Here is a 16,015-nt window from a genome sequence, read left to right as displayed (position 1 = left end):
TTGTTTGTCTGGAACTGCCGGGCAGTCTGGATACTGTGCCGGCACCTAGCAGACGACTTGTCGGGGTCATAAACTTTTCTGACTCAAGGCTAGTGCCGAGCCGTCATCACTCTGGGCCGTCGATTCGATCCAGCCGCCGCCGACGACGCGCTCGCCGGCGTAGATGACGGCGGCCTGGCCGGGGGCGACGCCGTATTCGGGCTGGGCGAAGCGCAGGGTCGCCGCGGCCCCGTCGCCCAGAGGGCCTTCGAGCGTTATCGGCACGGGCCGGGCCAGGCTGCGGACCTTGGCGGTCAGCGGCGCATCGGGAAGGGGGCCGATCCGGTTGCTCTCGACGATCCGGGCGGCATCGACCGCGAGCATCCGGCGCGGGCCGACGCGCACGGCGTGGTTCGCAGCGTCGATCCCGACGACGTAGAGCGGTTCGGGCTGCCCCCCGATCTCCAGCCCCTTGCGCTGGCCGACCGTGTAGTGGACGATTCCCTTGTGGCGTCCCAGGACTTCGCCCGATCCGGCGTGCACGATCGGGCCTGGCCGCCCCCCTTCCGGGCGCATCCTGCGCACGATCGCGGCGTAGTCGCCGTCGGGCACGAAGCAGATGTCCTGGCTGTCGGGCTTGGCCGCGTTGCGCAGTCCGGCCGTCTCGGCCAGCTGCCGCACTTCGCTCTTCGGCAGGCCGCCGAGCGGGAAGCGGAGGAAATCGAGCTGGCTCTCGGTCGTCGCGTAGAGGAAGTAGGACTGGTCGCGCGCCGGATCGAGCGCGCGGTGCAATTCGGGCCCGGCAGGCCCGGCGACCCGGCGCACGTAGTGCCCGGTGGCGAGGCAGTCGGCCCCCAGTTCGCGGGCCATGCGCAGCAGGTCGGTGAACTTGGGCCCCATGTTGCAGCGGATGCAGGGCACCGGCGTGCGCCCGGCGAGGTAATCGTCGGCGAACGTCTCCACCACTTCCTCGCGGAAGGCGCTTTCATGGTCGAAGACGTAGTGGGCGATGCCGAGCCGGTCGGCGACGGCGCGTGCGTCCGCAATGTCGTCGCCCGCGCAGCAGGCGCCCTTGCGGCCGGTCGCTGCACCGTAATCGTAAAGCTGCAGCGTCACGCCGATCGTTTCCGCGCCGGTCCGCGCGGCGAGCGCGGCGACGACCGAACTGTCGACGCCGCCCGACATGGCGACCACGATCCGGCACTGCGCCGCCGGGCGCGGCAGGTCGAACAGGGCGGCGGGATCGGTGGCGCCGGGGATGCGGACGGGAGCGTTCATGCGCGCGCCCATACACGCTGGCGCGTTATCCATAAAGGGAGGGGCGCGAACCCGCGCTTTACCCGATCTTGAGATGTCGCCCCTACACCCTCGGGCATGTACGAAGGCAAGATCGTTCCCGCCGTGGTCGATTCGACGGCCGATGGCGGTTCGCTGCGGGTCCCCGAGTGGGCGGAGCTGGTCACCCGACTGGCCGTCGCCGACGAGATGCGCCGGCTGGCGGCCCCGATTCACGGCCGGCACACGGGCAATTTCGAGCGATTCGGGGCGCTTGGCGAATCTGCACCGGCCGCGCGCGAACCGATCGTTAACCCTGATGATTTAGCTCGTGGCAAAGGCGGCGGCGGCATTGTTCCCTGCGACGAGAACGATGCCCGCGCCGGCGACCGAGAGATGCAATGATCGAGAACCAGAAGATCCGTCCAGACCAGGTGATCGGCCCCCTCGGGGAGCCGCTGACGCTCGACGACCTGCCCCCGCGCGATACCAAGCGGTGGGTCGTGCGCCGCAAGGCAGAGGTCGTCGCCGCGGTCAGTGGCGGGCTGCTGACGATCGACGAGGTCCTGGAACGCTATAGCCTGACGCTGGAGGAGTTCGCGTCCTGGCAGCGCGCGGTCGACCGTTCGGGCATGCAGGGCCTGCGCGTCACCCGCATCCAGCACTACCGCGACCTTTACGAGCGGCAGCTCAAGTACTGAGCGCACGGTGCCGCGCGTTCACCTGCGCTGCAGCCAAGCCTAGCCGAACAATCCCGTTTAGCGTATCCTCGCCCCACGGCACGCCAAGAATGCCGGGGAACCGCATTGCCTTGCCCGTCGTTTGAGCCGGGCAGCGCTTGAAAACAGGAGGAATTGGTAATGGGCTGGATTATTGCAATCATCGTGGGCGGCATCGCCGGCTGGCTCGCGAGTCTCGTAATGAACCGCGACGCCTCGATGGGCATCTTCTGGAACGTGGTGGTCGGCATCGTCGGCTCGGTGATCGGCAACCTCATCGCCAACCAGTTCGGCTGGGCTGGCTCCATACAGGAATTCTCGCTGACCGGCCTCATCATCGCCTTCATCGGCGCTGTCGTGTTGCTGGCGATCGTCAACCTGATCCAGCGCGGGCGGGTGCGCTAAACCCCGCAAGATCGCAGGAAATACCGGGGCGGGCGCGGCGAAGGCCGGGCCCGCCCTTTTCATGCGCGCTTTCGGCAGGGGCATCGGGCATGGCCATTCGTCGGCCAGATATGCCCCCCGTCGAACGCCGCGTTGCCGCAGGGGCGGCGCGCGCGTAAGACGAGGCCCACTATTGCCAGGAGTGAGTTATCAATATAACACACTCCGCAATCCACAAGACCGAGAGCGCGATGAATTACGAGAGTCCCGTGACCGCGGAAAGGGCCGAGGCCTATCCTGCCGACCTCGTCGACGAGGCGGAGGCGCGCGCGCAGCGGCGGCGGCGCTGGATCATCATCGGCGTTTTTGCGCTGGTCGTGCTGGGGGCGATCGCCTTCTTCGTCGCCCGGGGCGGCGAAGGCGGTGCGGCCGGTGCGGGCGACGACCAGTCGCAGGCGCCGGTCATCTCGGTGATCACCCCGGGCCGGGCGACGATCGAGGGCCAGATCGAAGCCTCGGGTACGCTCGCGGCGCGGCGGCCCCTGCCGGTCGGCTCGGTCGGGGAGGGCGGCCGCGTCCTGTCCGTGCCCGTCGATGCCGGCGACTGGGTCGAACAGGGCCAGGTGCTCGCGGTGATCGATCGCGCGGTCCAGGTCCAGCAGATCGCCAGCGCCCGGGCCAATGTCCAGGTGGCGCAGGCCGATGCGGATCTCGCGCAGGCCAATCTCGATCGCGCGCTCCAGCTCGTCGATCGCGGCTTCATCTCCAAGGCCGACGTCGATCGCCTGACCGCGACCCGCGACGCCGCCCGGGCCCGCGTGCAGGTGGCGCGGGCGCAGCTGGGCGAGCTGCAGGAGCGCACGGCCCGGCTGAACATCTATGCCCCGGCTTCCGGCCTCGTGCTCGACCGCAATGTCGAACCGGGCCAGACGGTGGGGGCCGGCAGCGGCGCCCTGTTCACGATCGCGCGCGGCGGGGAAATGGAAATGCTGGCCAAGGTCAGCGAGACCGACCTCGCCAGCCTCTCGGTCGGGACCCAGGCCACCGTGCAGCCGATCGGCACGGACGAGACCTTCACCGGCCAGGTGTGGCAGCTTTCCCCCACGATCGAGGCGGACAATCGCCAGGGCACGGCGCGGATCGCGCTGTCCTATGCCCCCGGCCTGCGCCCCGGCGGCTTTGCCAGCGCCACGATCAGCAGCGGCACGATCGTGGCCCCGATGCTGCCCGAATCGGCGGTGCTTTCCGACAATCAGGGCAGCTACGTCTATGTCGTCGACGATGAGAACAAGGCGCAGCGGCGCGCGATCCGGCTGGGCATGGTGACCGATCGCGGCATTGCCATCGCCGAAGGGCTGTCGGGCACCGAACGGGTCGTCCTGCGCGCCGGCGGCTTCCTCACCGAAGGGGAAACCGTCGAACCGCGCAAGGTCGATGCCGACGGGAACTGACGCATGAATTTCCGCAACATCTCCGCCTGGTCGATCCGCAACCCGGTCATCCCGCTCGTGTTCTTCACGGCGCTGCTGCTGGCCGGGCTGCTGTCGTTCCGGCAGATGGACGTGGTCAACAACCCGGATATCGAGTTTCCGGCGGTCAACATCTCGATCTCGCAGCCCGGGGCCGCGCCGACCGAGATCGAGAACCAGATCACGCAGCGGGTGGAATCGGCCGTCCGCTCGATCAACGGGGTCAAGTCGCTCAACTCGACCGCCAGCGAAGGCAATTCGAACACTTTCGTCGAGTTCGAGATCGGGATCGATCCCAACGATGCCGTGTCCGAGGTGAAGAACGCGATCGACCAGATCCGCGGCAGCCTGCCCGACGGAATCATCGAGCCGCGCATCACCAAGGAGGAGATCGCCGGCGGCTTCCTGGGCATTTTCGCCGTCGAAGCCGACGACATGACGATCGAACAGCTCAGCTGGTTCATCGACGATACGGTCGCCAAGCGCCTGCTCTCGATCGAGGGCATGGCCGAGGTGAACCGCTTCGCCGGTGTCGATCGCGAGATCGAGGTGATCATCGACCTCGAGCGGATGCAGGCTTTCGGTGTCACCGCCAGCCAGATCAACAACGTCCTGCGCCAGACCAATATCGACGCGGCCGGCGGCAATACCGAGGTGGGGGGCACGCGCCAGTCGGTCCGGGTCCTGGGCAGCACCGAAACCGCTTACGAGCTGTCGCAGCGCCAGATCCAGCTGGGCGACGGGCGCACGGTCAAGCTGGCCGATGTCGCCACCGTGCGCGACGGCTACAGCGAGCGGACCTCGATCAGCAAGGTGCGCGACAAGGAAGTGGTGAACTTCGGCATCTCGCGCGCGAAGGGCGCGTCCGACGTCACCGTGTTCGAGGCCGCGGCCGAGGAAATCGCCGCGATCGAGGCGGAAAACCCGGGCGTGCGCTTCATCCCGCTGTTCAACACGGTCCAGTACACCGAAGAACAGTACGAAAGCTCGATGGCGGCGATGATCGAGGGCGCGGTCCTCGCGGTCGTCGTGGTGTTCTTCTTCCTGCGCGACTGGCGCGCGACGGTGATCTCGGCGATTGCCATCCCGCTCTCGGCCATCCCGACCTTCTGGTTCATGGACCTGATGGGGTTCAACCTGAACTCGCTCTCGCTCCTCGCGCTCGGCCTGGTGGCGGGCGTGCTGGTCGACGACGCGATCGTCGAGATCGAGAATATCGTGCGCCACATGCGCATGGGCAAATCCGCCTACCAGGCCTCGATCGACGCCGCGGACGAGATCGGCCTGCCGGTCGTGGCGACCAGTTTCTGCATCGTCGCGGTCTTCCTGCCGGTCGGGCTGATGCCCGGCATCTCGGGCCAGTTCTTCAAGAACTTCGGCATTACCGTGGTGATCGCGGTGCTGATGTCGCTCGCCGTGGCGCGGATGATCACGCCGATGCTCGCGGCCTATTTCCTCAAGGCCAAGGGGCACGCCGCGCATGGCGAAGGGCCGATGATGGACCGTTACATGCGCGTGCTGTCGTGGTCGCTCAACCGGGGCAAGATGCACTCCCGCCGCGCCGGGCTGGAGCCGCCGCGCAGCCGGTTCCTCTATGGCCTGGCCTTCCTGGCCGTTGTCCTCGTGCTGATCGCGACGCCGCTCGTTGCGGTCTTCCTCTCCTACGATTTCCTCCAGGGGCTCGCCGTGCCGGAGACGATCGCCGGCCCCCTGGCGTCGGACAGCGGCGGCGGCTTCCTGCACTGGCTGGTCCTGAAACCGCTCGAGATCGTCGAACTGGCGATCGCGGTGGCGATCGGCTTCGGCGCGGGGTGGGGCGTGCTCAAGCTGCTGGGGCTGCCCTGGACCGGCCGGCTGGGCGACAGCTGGCGCTGGCTGGAGGCGCGTTTCTACGATCACCGCGTGTGGATGATGATGACCGGCTATTTCGCGCTGATCCTCACCGTCCTGCTGTTCATGAACGTGCCCCCGCAGTTCCAGCCGCAGATCAACAGCGACAACAGCCGGGTCGAGATCGAGATGGTCCCGGGGACGACGCTGGAGACGACCGAGCGGGTGGCCGACCAGGTCGCGGAAATCCTCTACGCCGAACCGGAAGTCCTCCGGGCGCTCGAACGGGTGCGGGTCGGCAATGCGACGATCTACATCACCCTGCGGCCCGACCGCGAACGCACATCGATCGAGTTCGAGCGCGCGCTGGCGCCGCGCCTGGCGCAGATCCCCGATGCGCGGGTACGGTTCCAGTCGCAGTCCGGCGGTTTCGGCAGCGGCCGCGACCTGACCGTGATGCTCGCCGGGTCCGACCCCGACCTGCTGGAGGAAACCGCGGCCACCCTGGTCGAGCAGATGAAGGGGCTCGACACCCTCGTCGCGCCGCGCATCAGCGCCGACATCAACCGGCCCGAGATCATCGTCGAGCCGCGCGCGGACCTCGCAGCCGAGCTGGGGGTGACGACCGCGGCGCTGAGCCAGACGATCCGCATCGCCACGCTGGGCGAGATCGAGCAGAACGCGGCCAAGTTCTCGCTGTCGGACCGGCAGATCCCGATCAGGGTCAAGCTGCCGGAGCAATCGCGCGAGGACATGACCACGATCGAGAACCTGCCGGTGCCGACCCGCAACGGCGGCACGGTGCCGCTGTCGCGCGTGGCCGACATCAGCTTCGGTTCCGGCCCGACCGCGATCCAGCGCTACAACCAGAACCGCCGCGTCCTTGTGGGGGCGGACCTGGCGCAGGGCGTGGTGAAGGGGGAGGCCGATGCCCAGATCAGCCAGCTGCCGATCCTGCAGGACCTGCCGCGAGGCGTGATCCGCGACCTGGTGGGCGAGGACGAGTGGCAGCAGGAAATGCTCGGTAGCCTTAGGATTGCGATCCTTTCGGGCATCCTGCTGGTCTTCGCGGTGCTGGTCCTGCTCTACAAGCGGCTGATGAGCCCGCTGGTCAACATGACCTCGCTCGCGCTGGCGCCGCTTGGCGGCATCCTGCTCGTCTGGCTGGTCGGGCAGCCGCAATCGATGCCGGTCTATATCGGCATCCTGCTGCTGCTGGGCATCGTGTCGAAGAACTCGATCCTGCTGATCGACTTCGCGCTGGAAGAGATGGACAAGGGCACGCGCAAGCTCGACGCGATCCTCGATGCCGGTCACAAGCGCGCGCAGCCGATCGTGATGACGACCGTGGCGATGACGGCGGGCATGGTCCCCGTCTCGCTCTCGCTTTCGGGCGACGGGGCCTGGCGCGCGCCGATGGGCACCGTGGTCATCGGCGGCCTGATCATGTCCACCCTCTTGACCCTTCTGATCGTGCCGGCCGGTTTCAGCCTGGCCGACGGGCTGGAGAAGCGGCTGGGCCCGTGGCTGCGCAATCGCCTGCTCACCTATCGCCCGGGGGAGGAAGCGCCGCGGCCGGGGCCTGACGACGATGGCGACGGGCCGGTGCCCGCCACCCGGGCGGGGCCGCAGCCGGCCGAGTGACCGGGGAAACCGAGCCGCTGCCGGTGCGTTCCAGCAGGATGAGGCGTGCTTCGCTCCCGCCAGATCGTGCCCGCCGGATGCGCCTGACGGCCACGGCGATGCTGGTCCTGATGGCGGCGATCTTCCTCGCCACCCATCGCCTGCTCGATCTCCACCCGGCCTGGGGCTACGTCCACGCCTTCGCCGAAGCGGCGATGGTCGGCGGCCTGGCCGACTGGTTCGCGGTCACCGCGCTGTTCCGCCACCCCCTCGGCCTGCCGATTCCGCATACGGCGATCATCCCCGAGAACAAGGACCGGATCGCCGACACGATGGCGCAGTTCCTGCGCGACAACTTCCTTACCCCCGCGGTGGTCGCGCGGCGAATGCACGCGATGAACATGGCGCGCGCGATGGGCGACTTCCTCGTTCGCGCCCCGGGCGGCGCGCAGTCGCGAATCGGGGCGGGCGCGGCGGAGCTCTTTGCCGAAGTGCTCGAATCGCTCGACCCCGATCGTCTCGGCGGCCAGGTGCGCAGCGGCCTGAAGCACCAGCTGGAACGGTTCGAGGTCGCCCCGCTGCTCGGCCAGATGCTGGAGGCCGCGATTGCCGACAAGCGGCACCTGCCGTTGATCGACAGCATCATCCGATGGGCGGGCCTGACGCTGGAGGACAACGAGGACATGGTCCGCGCCATGATTCACGAGCGGGCGAATGCCTTGCTGCGCTGGACCGGCCTCGACGAGCGGCTCGCGAACTCGGTGCTCGACGGGCTCTATCGCCTGCTGGCCGAGGTTCTCGTCGATCCGGAGCATCCGCTGCGGCGCAAGATCGAGGAAGGGCTGGAGCAGACGGCGCACGATCTCGTTCACGATCCCGCCACGCGGGAGAAGGTCGAACGGATGAAGCGCGAGCTGCTCGACAACCCGGCGGTCGCGGAATGGTGGCAGGGGGTATGGGAACGGCTGCGGACCCGGCTGGTGGCCATGGCGCGCGATCCCGATTCGGCGCTCGACGGCTGGCTCGGTTCGACGCTGGGCGAAATCGGCGCCGCGCTGCGCCAGGACGTGCGGTTGCAGATGCAGGTCAACCGGTTCGCCCGACGCACCGCGGTCGGCGTGGCCACCCGCTATGGCGGGCAGATCGTCCAGCTGGTGTCCGAAACCGTGCGCCGCTGGGATGCGCGCACGATTACCGACCGGCTGGAGAACGCCGTCGGGCGGGATCTTCAGTTCATTCGCATCAACGGCACGCTGGTGGGCGGGCTGGTCGGCGTGACCATCCACGCGGTCACGGCCATCCTGCCGTGACCGGGCCGCGAAGGGCCTAGGGCACCAGGAAGTTGACCGTGCTGCGCCAGTAGGAAGCGACCGGGCGGCCTTGCGAATCGAGCGCCGGCTCGAACCGGGCGCGGCGCATCAGCGCGTTGCACACGGCCTCGTCGAAATCCCGCGGACGGATAGAACGTTGAATGTGGCAATCGGTCGGCACGCCTTCGGCACTGACGCTGAGCCTGAAATGGACGAGCCCTTCGACACCCTTGCTGGCGAGGTCGCCCGGATAGTCTCTGCTCACGACCCAGTGGCCGGGATTGCCCTTGGGCCGGACCTCGCGCGTCAGGGCGCGGTGGCTTTCCAGGTCGATACCCCAATGGGTGAGCAGCTCTTCGGTGCATTTGCGCATGGCGGCCATCGGCGGCCCCATCGAACCGAGCGCGAGCCGCACGGGGCGCCGCTTTCCGCGCTGGATCTCCAGCCAGGTAATCGCCGCCTCCTGTTCGAAAGCGATCGCCTGGTCGAATACGCTGATCGTGCCGGCGTCGGCATCGCGAGCCTCGGCGCCCCCGCGCTCGCCGAGGTTGGGCGGAGCGGCGAGGAAGAGGCCGCTGCCCAGCACGATGGGCGAGTATTCCCCCATCTCGCCGGTCCGGAACGCGCCCTCCTCCTCGTACCCGTCCGGCCCGAAGCGGAAGGCAGTGTCGGTGTAGAGCTGGGCCTTCAGCGGATCGCCGCCGACGATGAGGGAGAACCGGTCGCCGGGTTCGTACCGCTCGAGAATGAAGATCGTCTTCTCCTCCCCTTCGCCGAACGTGCGCGCCATGCGGCAGCTGTCGTCGGCATAGTCGAGGACCCACTGCGATGCGGGCCGGAGGACGAGCGGCTCCTTCGCCGCGGCCTGCGCGGCAAAGCCACCCAGCGCGGAGAGGAGCGCGCATGCGATTCCGATCTGCCTTGCCGCCGTCATGTCAGCGATACCGGGCGATGGCGAACAAGCTGGAACTGACCCAGTAAGCCGCCACCGGTCGTCCTTCGGCGTCGCGCGCCGGGGTGAACCGCGCGCGGTGGCGCAGCGCCTTGCAGGTGGCTTCGCGAAAAGCGTGATCGGAGTAGGCCGCCTGGACCACGCAGTCGGACACGTTGCCCTCCGCGTCCACGGCCAGGCGGAACCGCACCGCGCCGGCCAGGTTGTCGCGCAGCGCGGTGTCCGGATAGTCGGTCCCCCGGATCCACAGGCGGGGGTGGGACCGCGGGTGCGGCCAGGCGCTCAGCGCGCTGAGCTGTTCCGGATCGTAGCCCCAGCTGCGAACCAGGTCGACCAGGCAGGTGTCGAGCGCCGCCATTGCCTTGGCCAGGCTGCCGGTGCGGAGCGAGACCGGCTGCCTGACGCCGGAGACGATCGTGAAGGCTTCGGTCTGTTCGGCAATCCGGGTCTCGACCGCCTTCAACCCGCCCGGCTCGCTGCCACCGCCGACATGGGCGAGCATCGCGCGCGGGATCAGTTCGCCGGTGAACTGCCAGATGGTCTGCCCGTCGTCGGCCGTGCCGAACAGGGCATGGCGCTCCTCGTCCGGTTCGCGGACCGGGTCGAACCGATAGGCGAAACGATCGCCATCGGGGCGCAGCGGCGTTCCCGCCACGACGAACTCCATCGCGATGCCCGGGGCGTATTTCGCCAGCGTGAGCACGACTTCCTGCTCACCTTCGCCGAACGAGCGCGAAAGGCGGCAGGCTTCCTTGTCGTAGCGAAGCTGCCACGGTGAGGACGGGGCCAGGTGGACCGGTTCGCCGGCCGATGCCGGTTGGCCTGCGAAAACGGCCGCCAGGGCGGCGGCGCCGGCGGCCGGGACCGATAGTGTTTTCATCGTGCGCTCCCCCCGATCGGCACGGCGATGGAGGCGCACTTATAACACGGGCGGCGCCGACCGGAAGACGGCACCGCCCGTTGTCATGCAAGCATCAAAGCTTGTCGGTCAGTTCCGGAACGGCCTTGAACAGGTCCGCCACCAGGCCGATGTCGGCGACCTGGAAGATCGGGGCGTCCTCGTCCTTGTTGATCGCGATGATCGTCTTGGAATCCTTCATCCCGGCGAGGTGCTGGATCGCGCCGGAAATGCCGATCGCGAAATAGACTTCCGGGGCGACGATCTTGCCCGTCTGCCCGACCTGGTAATCGTTCGGGACATAGCCGGCATCCACCGCGGCGCGGCTGGCGCCGACGCCCGCGCCGAGCTTGTCGGCCAGCGGCATGATGTACTGTTCGAACGTCTCGGCATCCTTGAGCGCGCGGCCGCCCGAAACGATCACCTTGGCGCTGGTCAGTTCGGGGCGTTCGCTTTCCGCCAGTTCCTGGCCGACGAAGCTGGAAATGCCGGCGTCGCCGGGGCCGGACACCGTCTCGACCGAACCCGAACCGCCTTCGGCGTCCGCCTTGTCGAAGGCCGTCCCGCGCACGGTGATGACCAGCTTGGCGTCGCTCGATTCGACGGTCGCGATCGCGTTGCCGGCGTAGATCGGGCGGGTGAAGGCCTTCTCGCCTTCGACCGAGAGGATGTCGGAAATCTGCATCACGTCGAGCAGAGCCGCCACGCGCGGGGCGATGTTCTTGCCGGTCGTGGTCGCGGGCGCGAGGAAGGCGTCGTGGTCCTTCATCAGGTCGGTCGCAAGCGGGGCGACGTTCTCGGCCAGCTGGTGTTCGTAGGCTGTATCGTCGGCCAGGTAGACCGTGCCCGCGCCTGCGATCTTCGCCGCGGCATCGGCCACCGCGGCGCAGCCGCTGCCGGCCACGAGCAGGTTGACGTCGCCCAGCTTGGCCGCGGCGGTGACGGTGGCGAGGGTCGCGTCCTTCACCGAAGCGTTGTCGTGTTCGACCAGAACGAGAGTCTTCATCTCAACTTCCCTTCAAATCTGCCCCGCTCGGCCCGGTTCGCCGGTGCCGGCCCGGGCCTTGCGCTCCCGGCGGCTGCGCTGGCGGCCGGGGGCTCGCGCCGGGCGAGGCGGGGGATAATCCTCACGCGATGCCGAGCGCCTTGATCTTGGCGACCAGCTCGTCGACGTCGGCGACCTTGATCCCGGCCTGGCGCACCGGCGGCTCGGATACATTGGTCGTGGTCAGCCGGGGCGCGGTATCGACGCCGTAATCGGCCGGGCTCTTGGTATCGAGCGGCTTGGACTTGGCCTTCATGATGTTCGGCAGCGAGGCATAGCGCGGCTCGTTCAGGCGCAGGTCGGTCGTCACGATCGCCGGCAGGGTCAGCTTCACCGTTTCCAGGCCGCCGTCGATCTCGCGCTTCACCGTGACGCTGTCGCCGTCGATCTCGACCGTGTTGGCGAACGTGCCCTGCGGCCGGCCGGTCAGCGCGGCGAGCATCTGGCCCGTCTGGTTCGAATCGTCGTCGATCGCCTGCTTGCCCAGGATCACCAGGCCCGGCTCCTCCGCCTCGTAGATGGCCTTGAGGATCTTGGCGACCGCGAGCGGTTCGATTTCGTCGTCGGTCTGGACCAGGATCGCCCGGTCCGCGCCCATGGCGAGCGCGGTACGCAGCGTTTCCTGCGCCTTGGCCGGGCCGATCGAAACGGCCACGATCTCGTCCGCCTTGCCCGCTTCCTTGATCCGGATCGCTTCTTCCACCGCGATCTCGTCGAACGGGTTCATGCTCATCTTGACGTTGGCCAGGTCGACGCCCGTACCGTCCGCCTTGACGCGCGGCTTCACGTTGTAGTCGATCACCCGCTTGACGGGCACGAGGATTTTCATCGGTTGTCCTTCCTCTCGAATTACACGAGGGTTCGCCTAGCTAGCGTTTACGTAAGCGTCAAGTCGCGAGGACCCGCCCGCTCTGATTGAACCTGCCGGCTGTCCTCGCGTTCCGGGTCGGCGCGGTCAAGCCTCGATCGCTTTACCGCCCGGCCGATCCGGGATAGCCTCGCCCCGGGGCAATAGAGGGGAATGCCTATGATGCGCGGGGCCATGATGACGCTGGCGGCGATGCTCGCCCTGCCGGCGGCGGCACAGGAAACGCAGGTCGCAGCCGAAGGGCACGTTCCGCCACCGGCGACGATCGCCGATGCGGCGTGGCTGGTCGGCGACTGGGCCGGGGCCGGGATCGCCGGCGCGCCGGCGGCGGAAAGCTGGCTGCCCCCGGCCGGGGGCACGATGGTCGGCGTGTTCGTGCAGCAGCAGCACCAGGGCGGCCTGATGTTCACCGAACACATGCAGATCGCCGAGGAGGAAGGCAGCCTCGTCCTCAGGCTCAAGCACTTCAACCCCGACCTGACCGGGTGGGAGGAGAAGGACGAGATGGTCCGGTTCCGCCTGATCGCGGCCGAACCGTGCCTGCTGCGCTTCAGCGCGCTGACCTATCGCTGCGACGGCGAGGGCGGCCTGATCGTCGCCGTGCGGATGCAGGGGGAAGGCGAGACCTTTACCGAGCAGGTGTTCCGGTTCGCCCGCCGGGAGAAGACAGCGGCGGCGGAGCCCACGCCCTAGCGCGCGCCCCGCCGTGCCAGGTCAGGCGGCCTGCTTGACCTCGGCCACGATCTTGCGCGCGGCGTCGCCCAGGTCGTCGGCGCTGACGATCGGCAGGCCCGAGTTGTTCAGGATGTCCTTGCCCTGTTCGACATTGGTGCCTTCGAGGCGAACCACCAGCGGGACCGAGAGGTTCACGTCCTTGGCCGCCGCGACGATGCCGTCGGCGATCACGTCGCACTTCATGATTCCGCCGAAGATGTTGACGAGAATGCCCTCGACCGCGGGGTCCTTGAGGATGATCTTGAACGCGGCGGTCACTTTCTCGCGATTGGCGCCGCCGCCCACGTCGAGGAAGTTGGCCGGGAAGGCGCCGTTGAGCTTGATGATGTCCATCGTGGCCATGGCCAGGCCCGCGCCATTGACCATGCAGCCGATGTTGCCGTCGAGCTTGATGTAGGCGAGGTCGTATTCGCTCGCCTCGACTTCGGCCGGGTCTTCTTCCGTCTCGTCGCGCATCGCCTCCACGTCGGGGTGGCGGTAGAGCGCGTTCGAATCGAAGCTCATCTTGGTGTCGAGGACGAGGAGCTTGCCGTCCTCCGTCTCGACCAGCGGATTGATCTCCAGCATCGCGCAGTCGAGATCCATGAAGGCGGTATAGAGCTGCTTCGCCAGCTTCTGGGCCTGCTTGTTGAGATCGCCGGTCAGCTTCAGCGCGAAGGCGACCGCGCGGCCGTGATGCGGCATGAAGCCCTGGGCCGGGTCGATCGTGATGGTGGTGATCTTCTCCGGCGTGTCGTGCGCGACCTGCTCGATATCCATACCGCCTTCGGTCGAAACGATCATCGCCACGCGCCCGGTGGCGCGATCGACCAGCATCGAGAGGTAGTATTCACGCGCGATGTCGACCCCGTCGGTGACGTAGAGGCGATTGACCTGCTTGCCCGCTTCGCCCGTCTGCACGGTCACCAGCGTATTGCCCAGCATGTCGCGCGCGTTCGATTCGACGTCCTCGACCGACTTCGCCAGGCGCACGCCGCCCTTGGCATCGGGGCCGAGTTCCTTGAACGTGCCCTTGCCCCGGCCGCCGGCGTGGATCTGGGCCTTGACCACGTAGAGCGGCCCGGGAAGCTTCTTCGCGCCCTCGACCGCTTCCTCCACGGTCGTGGCGGCATGGCCGGCCGGGATGCCGATGCCATACTTCGCGAGCAGTTCCTTGGCCTGGTATTCGTGGATATTCATGGAAGGCGGGCCCCGTTGTTGCGGATGGGAAGGATGCGGCGGGGCATAAGCACGGATTGCCCCGCTTGAAAAGTCCGGCGTCCGCTCCCAACAGCGAAGCACGATGATCGATCGCGCCCGCCTGGAAGACATCGTCCGCGAAGCCGGGCGGATTGCGTTCGGGTCGTGGCCCGGCGCGGGCCATGCGCTGGAAAGCTGGGAGAAGACCCCGGGGAACCCGGTATGCGCGGCCGATCTGGCAGTCGATGCCTTCCTGCGGCGCGAGCTCGGCCGGCTGCTGCCCGCGGCCGGGTGGCTTTCGGAGGAGACGGCGGACGATCCCGCGCGGCTCGATCGCGGGCTGATCTGGCTGGTCGATCCGATCGACGGCACGCGCGATTTCATCCGCGGGCGCACCGGCTGGGCCGTGTCGGTCGCGCTGATCAGCGAGCGCCGGCCCCTGATCGGAATGCTGGCGGCCCCGGCGCGCGGGGAAGAATGGATCGGCATCTCGGGCCAGGGCTCGTGGCGCAATGGCGAGCCGCTGCGCGCGTCGCGGCGGGAGGTTTTTCCCGGGGCGCGGGTGCCGGCCGATTCGCTGCGCCGCGAAGACCGCGACCTGGCGACCGTGAACAAGCCCAATTCGATCGCCCTGCGCGCGGCGATGGTCGCGGCGGACGAGGCGGACCTGCTGGCGACGCTGCGCTGGGGTTACGAATGGGATATCGCCGCCGCGGCGCTGATCGCGCGCGAGGCGGGCGCTGCCGTGACCGACGCTTTCGGCGATCCGCTCAACTACAACAAGCGCGATCCGCGCGCCTTCGGCCTGCTGATCAGCGCCCCGGCGATCCATTCCGCCGCGGTCGATCGGCTGGCCGGCCGGGCGCACGCCCTGGCGCGGCCCCGGCGCTGAACAGCCTCCGGCGGGGCCGGTGGCCCGGGCATGGAAAAGGAGCCGATCCATCCGGGCCGGCCCCTTCGCCTTTGCTGCCCCGCGGGCAGGCGGGATCAGCGGTTCTGGGCCGCGTCGATCTCTGCCTGCGTCAGCGGGATGATCTTGATTTCCACCCGGCGATTGCGCTGCCGGCCGTAATCGGTCGAGTTGTCGGCCACCGGCATCGTTTCGCCGAAGCCCTGCCAGCGAATGCGCGCCGAGTTGACGCCGCGGCTGGTGAGGTAGTTCGCCACCGTCTGTGCACGCCGTTCGGACAGGCCCTGGTTGAACGATTCCGAACCGGTCGAATCGGTATGCCCGTAAACGTCGATCAGGCTGTTCGGATATTGCGTCAGGTTGGCGGCCACGTCGTCGAGCGTGGAGCGGAACGCGGGCTTGAGCGTCGCGCTGCCGACATCGAACGTCACGCCGTCGGGCAGATTGACCAGGATCGCCTCGCCATTGTCCACCTCGGTCACGTCGATGCCCGAGCCGGCGGTCGATTCGCGCAGTTCCTTGATCTGCTGGTCCATCCTGTAGCCCACGACGCCACCGATCGCGCCGCCGCCGACGGCGCCGATGATGCGCCCGGTCTTGCCCCCGATCAGCCCGCCGAGCAGTGCACCGGCCGCCGCGCCCCCGACGCCGCCGATCGCCGTGCGCGAAATCTTGCGTTCGCCGGTGTTCGGATCGGTAACACAGGCCGACACGCTCACCAGCGACATCGCGGCAAGGCTGGCAACGATCATTTTCGACTTCTTCATGGGTATTTCCCCTCTGCTGCACACGCATTGAGTCGTTGGAGGGCACGGCCCCCGTCTGCGTCTCGCCCTTGC

The 16,015-nt window shown here is 68.1% G+C and carries 15 protein-coding genes; 8 read left to right on the top strand and 7 right to left on the bottom strand.

The window, feature by feature from the left end:
* Positions 1-66: 66 nt before the first annotated feature.
* Positions 67-1,257 (bottom strand): tRNA 2-thiouridine(34) synthase MnmA, encoded by a 1,191-nt coding sequence (gene mnmA, locus GRI72_RS08170; protein ID WP_160733415.1) that lies wholly within the window; start codon positions 1,255-1,257, stop codon positions 67-69.
* A 96-nt stretch (positions 1,258-1,353) separates the two neighbouring features.
* Between mnmA and GRI72_RS08165 the strand changes: the two genes are divergently transcribed.
* From GRI72_RS08165 to GRI72_RS08140, 6 genes are all read left to right on the top strand, one after another.
* Positions 1,354-1,659, top strand: coding sequence for a hypothetical protein (locus tag GRI72_RS08165; RefSeq protein ID WP_160733414.1), 306 nt, complete (start codon positions 1,354-1,356; stop codon positions 1,657-1,659).
* A complete protein-coding gene (gene sciP, locus GRI72_RS08160) occupies positions 1,656-1,955 on the top strand; it encodes a CtrA inhibitor SciP (protein ID WP_160733413.1) in 300 nt (99 codons plus the stop codon). The genes GRI72_RS08165 and sciP overlap by 4 nt, the downstream gene beginning before the upstream one ends.
* A 159-nt stretch (positions 1,956-2,114) precedes the next feature.
* A complete protein-coding gene (locus GRI72_RS08155) occupies positions 2,115-2,378 on the top strand; it encodes a GlsB/YeaQ/YmgE family stress response membrane protein (RefSeq protein WP_160733412.1) in 264 nt (87 codons plus the stop codon).
* 230 nt (positions 2,379-2,608) lie between these two features.
* Positions 2,609-3,808, top strand: coding sequence for an efflux RND transporter periplasmic adaptor subunit (locus tag GRI72_RS08150; RefSeq protein WP_160733411.1), 1,200 nt, complete (start codon positions 2,609-2,611; stop codon positions 3,806-3,808).
* A 3-nt stretch (positions 3,809-3,811) separates the two neighbouring features.
* Complete coding sequence (locus GRI72_RS08145; protein WP_160733410.1) at positions 3,812-7,300, top strand: efflux RND transporter permease subunit; 3,489 nt, start codon at positions 3,812-3,814, stop codon at positions 7,298-7,300.
* Between the two features lie 77 nt (positions 7,301-7,377).
* On the top strand, positions 7,378-8,589 hold the full coding sequence (locus GRI72_RS08140) for a DUF445 domain-containing protein (RefSeq protein WP_160733409.1): 1,212 nt from the start codon (positions 7,378-7,380) through the stop codon (positions 8,587-8,589).
* Between the two features lie 16 nt (positions 8,590-8,605).
* On the opposite strand, the gene GRI72_RS08135 is transcribed toward GRI72_RS08140, so the two are convergent.
* The 4 genes from GRI72_RS08135 to GRI72_RS08120 all read right to left on the bottom strand — a co-directional run bounded on the left by GRI72_RS08135 (position 8,606) and on the right by GRI72_RS08120 (position 12,313).
* On the bottom strand, positions 8,606-9,523 hold the full coding sequence (locus tag GRI72_RS08135; RefSeq protein WP_160733408.1) for an energy transducer TonB: 918 nt from the start codon (positions 9,521-9,523) through the stop codon (positions 8,606-8,608).
* A 1-nt stretch (position 9,524) separates the two neighbouring features.
* Positions 9,525-10,421, bottom strand: a complete 897-nt coding sequence (locus tag GRI72_RS08130) for an energy transducer TonB (protein WP_160733407.1) — start codon at positions 10,419-10,421, stop codon at positions 9,525-9,527.
* A gap of 94 nt (positions 10,422-10,515) precedes the next feature.
* A complete protein-coding gene (locus GRI72_RS08125) occupies positions 10,516-11,445 on the bottom strand; it encodes an electron transfer flavoprotein subunit alpha/FixB family protein (RefSeq protein ID WP_160733406.1) in 930 nt (309 codons plus the stop codon).
* A gap of 121 nt (positions 11,446-11,566) precedes the next feature.
* The gene (locus GRI72_RS08120; protein WP_160733405.1) at positions 11,567-12,313 is read right to left on the bottom strand and encodes an electron transfer flavoprotein subunit beta/FixA family protein; all 747 of its coding nucleotides are present in this window, start codon (positions 12,311-12,313) and stop codon (positions 11,567-11,569) included.
* Positions 12,314-12,511: 198 nt separating this feature from the next.
* Here GRI72_RS08120 and GRI72_RS08115 point away from each other — a divergent pair, with 198 nt between their 5' ends.
* Entirely contained in the window at positions 12,512-13,045 is a 534-nt protein-coding gene (locus GRI72_RS08115) for a DUF6265 family protein (protein ID WP_202389021.1), read from the top strand.
* A gap of 21 nt (positions 13,046-13,066) precedes the next feature.
* Here the strand turns inward: GRI72_RS08115 and sucC are convergent, their stop codons facing one another.
* Positions 13,067-14,266 carry an ADP-forming succinate--CoA ligase subunit beta gene (gene sucC / locus GRI72_RS08110; protein ID WP_160733404.1) on the bottom strand — a complete coding sequence of 400 codons (1,200 nt, stop codon included), beginning with the start codon at positions 14,264-14,266 and terminating at the stop codon, positions 13,067-13,069.
* A 103-nt stretch (positions 14,267-14,369) separates the two neighbouring features.
* Between sucC and GRI72_RS08105 the strand changes: the two genes are divergently transcribed.
* Entirely contained in the window at positions 14,370-15,158 is a 789-nt protein-coding gene (locus tag GRI72_RS08105) for a 3'(2'),5'-bisphosphate nucleotidase CysQ (protein ID WP_160733403.1), read from the top strand.
* A 95-nt stretch (positions 15,159-15,253) separates the two neighbouring features.
* On the opposite strand, the gene GRI72_RS08100 is transcribed toward GRI72_RS08105, so the two are convergent.
* On the bottom strand, positions 15,254-15,943 hold the full coding sequence (locus GRI72_RS08100; protein WP_160733402.1) for a YiaD family glycine zipper/OmpA-like lipoprotein: 690 nt from the start codon (positions 15,941-15,943) through the stop codon (positions 15,254-15,256).
* Positions 15,944-16,015 lie beyond the last annotated feature (72 nt).

It is taken from the genome of Pelagerythrobacter marinus (assembly GCF_009827515.1).
Lineage (GTDB): Bacteria > Pseudomonadota > Alphaproteobacteria > Sphingomonadales > Sphingomonadaceae > Pelagerythrobacter > Pelagerythrobacter marinus.
The sequence above is the reverse complement of the archived record's forward strand: the minus strand, read 5'-3'. Positions and strand labels throughout refer to the sequence as shown.

What these genes read in the sequence shown, in the direction of transcription:
- mnmA (WP_160733415.1), bottom strand. Translation starts at nt 1,257, where the DNA reads ATGAACGCTCCCGTCCGCATCCCCGGCGCCACCGATCCCGCCGCCCTG.
- GRI72_RS08165 (WP_160733414.1), top strand. Translation starts at nt 1,354, where the DNA reads ATGTACGAAGGCAAGATCGTTCCCGCCGTGGTCGATTCGACGGCCGAT.
- sciP (WP_160733413.1), top strand. Translation starts at nt 1,656, where the DNA reads ATGATCGAGAACCAGAAGATCCGTCCAGACCAGGTGATCGGCCCCCTC.
- GRI72_RS08155 (WP_160733412.1), top strand. Translation starts at nt 2,115, where the DNA reads ATGGGCTGGATTATTGCAATCATCGTGGGCGGCATCGCCGGCTGGCTC.
- GRI72_RS08150 (WP_160733411.1), top strand. Translation starts at nt 2,609, where the DNA reads ATGAATTACGAGAGTCCCGTGACCGCGGAAAGGGCCGAGGCCTATCCT.
- GRI72_RS08145 (WP_160733410.1), top strand. Translation starts at nt 3,812, where the DNA reads ATGAATTTCCGCAACATCTCCGCCTGGTCGATCCGCAACCCGGTCATC.
- GRI72_RS08140 (WP_160733409.1), top strand. Translation starts at nt 7,378, where the DNA reads ATGCGCCTGACGGCCACGGCGATGCTGGTCCTGATGGCGGCGATCTTC.
- GRI72_RS08135 (WP_160733408.1), bottom strand. Translation starts at nt 9,523, where the DNA reads ATGACGGCGGCAAGGCAGATCGGAATCGCATGCGCGCTCCTCTCCGCG.
- GRI72_RS08130 (WP_160733407.1), bottom strand. Translation starts at nt 10,421, where the DNA reads ATGAAAACACTATCGGTCCCGGCCGCCGGCGCCGCCGCCCTGGCGGCC.
- GRI72_RS08125 (WP_160733406.1), bottom strand. Translation starts at nt 11,445, where the DNA reads ATGAAGACTCTCGTTCTGGTCGAACACGACAACGCTTCGGTGAAGGAC.
- GRI72_RS08120 (WP_160733405.1), bottom strand. Translation starts at nt 12,313, where the DNA reads ATGAAAATCCTCGTGCCCGTCAAGCGGGTGATCGACTACAACGTGAAG.
- GRI72_RS08115 (WP_202389021.1), top strand. Translation starts at nt 12,512, where the DNA reads ATGATGCGCGGGGCCATGATGACGCTGGCGGCGATGCTCGCCCTGCCG.
- sucC (WP_160733404.1), bottom strand. Translation starts at nt 14,266, where the DNA reads ATGAATATCCACGAATACCAGGCCAAGGAACTGCTCGCGAAGTATGGC.
- GRI72_RS08105 (WP_160733403.1), top strand. Translation starts at nt 14,370, where the DNA reads ATGATCGATCGCGCCCGCCTGGAAGACATCGTCCGCGAAGCCGGGCGG.
- GRI72_RS08100 (WP_160733402.1), bottom strand. Translation starts at nt 15,943, where the DNA reads ATGAAGAAGTCGAAAATGATCGTTGCCAGCCTTGCCGCGATGTCGCTG.